Raw genomic sequence first — 2,113 nt, forward strand, 5'->3', positions numbered from 1 at the left:
CTCAGCCCGGTGAACCAGATGACACACCCGCGGTTACCGTTGATTTTCTCGCGCTCAGCGCGACTGACGCTGTATTCGTGCCATGTGATGTTGTTGCCCACTGAAAAGATCCTTTCTTATGCTGCGCGACAGGTGTTTCCCGGGTGCACTCTCACATGAACCCGATCACGAAGCTGTCGTTCTTCAACGAGGGTTTGTTGTAGGTGAATGACGTATGGCGTTGGCCCGTGCGACCTGAGTTGCGGTAGATGCAGTCGCCCGCCGCGACATCCCATTCCATCGTCGGGCCCATGCGGGGGTAGATGTCGGCACGCCCCTCTGCCACCGCACAGAACTTCAGTGAGCTGCCCGCCGAGATCCGCTGCCGAACGGGCAGATCCTTGAGGTAGTTTTCGAGCTCCTGGGAGGGGTGGGATGCGCTTTCCACGATCGTGAGGCCTTTGCTCAGATCCGGAACGGTCGAAAATATCTGTACCGCCGGCTTGTCACCCTCGCGTTTCCAGCTACCACGATCTCTTTCCGCGTAGTACACCAAATCTTTTGCAGGGATGTAAATTACCCCTAGTACGGGCCCCTGTTCGTCGACAAGTGCGATGTTGACCGTAAATTCGTCGCTGCCTTTGATGAACTCCTTGGTGCCGTCCAGCGGATCGACCACCCAGAACCGACGCCAGTGCTCTCTCGTCTCGTAAGCGGCCTGCTTGGTCTCCTCGGAGATGATCGGGATCTGGGGGTCCAACAGGGGCAGCTGTTCGGTGATGTACTGGTTGGCCGCCAGGTCGGCGTCGGTGACCGGTGATGTGTCATCACCGTGGTCGCCTTTTTCCTTCATGTGGAAATTTTTGCGGTGCTCCATGATCCGGTGTCCCGCTTCGATCGCGATGGCGATCACCTCGTCAAGATATGGCGCCGTTGAGGTTGCATTGGCCTGTTCACTCATTGCGTGCGTAGATCCTTTCTCCTTGCGTTTCTACAAATTTTCGGTTGACGGTGAGCTCACTGCCTACGCTCCTGCTGGGCCGTGCGAATCGGCTGCTTCACGGTCAGCTTGGGCGGGATCCACGGTTGTGTCATTCGCCTGGCGGACCCGACCCGGCCGCACATAGCGAGCCCAGGCCAGGATCGCCGCGACGACATAGCACGCCAGGAAGATCCACATGGCCGGGGTGGCGGTGCCGGCGCTCTCGTAGGATTGCCGGAGAGCCATGTTGATCCCCACACCGCCGAGCGCGCCGAACGCGCCCGCGAATCCGATCAGTGCCGATGACCTGACACGGGCCCAGTCATGCCGATCTTCCCCATCGAGATCCACTGTGCGGCTGCGTGCTTCGAACACCGCCGGGATGAGCTGGTATACCGGCCCCTTACCCGCGCCGCAAAAGATGAACAGCATGATGAAGCTGATCACGTAGACGACCATCGTCGCTCCCGTCGCGGGCGCACCGCGGCCGTGGACCATGTCGTCGTGGGTGCTGATGCCGACCAACACCGCACTCGCCGCGATGGCGCCGATGAAGACATACATGACAACCCGCCCGCCACCGATGCGGTCGCTGAGCCTGCCGCCGTAGATCCGGGCAAGCGATCCCAGCAAAGGGCCGACGAAAGCAATCTCGGCGGCATGCAGCGACGCCTGCGCGTGACTCTGGCCCGCCGCGGCGAAATTGTGCTGGAGCACCTGTCCGAACGCGAACGCAAACCCGAGAAAAGAACCCGAGGCGCACAGGTAGAGGAAGGTCAGTGACCACGTGTCGGACACCGAGATGATCGCTCGGAAGTTGTTCAACGAGAGGCCGGCGCGGTGGGCGACGACGTTGTCCATGCGCAATGCCGCACCGACACCGCCGACGGCCAGCAGCATGAGGTAGATGGCGCACACCCAATAGGGGGCTTGATGACCTGCCGTCGCCAGCACGACGAGCCCCACCGCCTGGATGGTTGCCGACCCCAGATTGGCCAGCCCGCCGGTCAGTCCCAGCGCATAACCCTTGAGGCGCTGAGGGAAAAGGCCGTCGGCCTTGGCCAGCGACGCCGAATAGTTTCCGCCGCCCAATCCGGTCAGCGCCGCACACACCAGATACGGCCACAGCGGCAGGCCCGGGTGCGCCAGCAA

At 61.7% G+C, this 2,113-nt stretch carries 2 protein-coding genes and 1 pseudogene; all 3 read right to left on the minus strand.

Annotated elements, in window-relative coordinates:
• A pseudogene (locus AC2VOK_RS01790) lies at positions 1 to 101 on the minus strand (adenylyl-sulfate kinase); the annotation flags it as partial.
• A gap of 50 nt (positions 102 to 151) precedes the next feature.
• Positions 152 to 940, minus strand: a complete 789-nt coding sequence (gene cysQ / locus AC2VOK_RS01795) for a 3'(2'),5'-bisphosphate nucleotidase CysQ (protein WP_428898952.1) — start codon at positions 938 to 940, stop codon at positions 152 to 154.
• Positions 941 to 1,003: 63 nt separating this feature from the next.
• A partial coding sequence (locus AC2VOK_RS01800; protein ID WP_428898953.1) for an MFS transporter occupies positions 1,004 to 2,113 on the minus strand: 1,110 nt, incomplete at its 5' end.

Source organism: Mycobacterium sp. TH-M116, from assembly GCF_057473685.1.

Bases quoted from the DNA above. Each gene is read 5' to 3' on its own strand.
- cysQ (WP_428898952.1), bottom strand. From the start codon at position 940: ATGAGTGAACAGGCCAATGCAACCTCAACGGCGCCATATCTTGACGAG.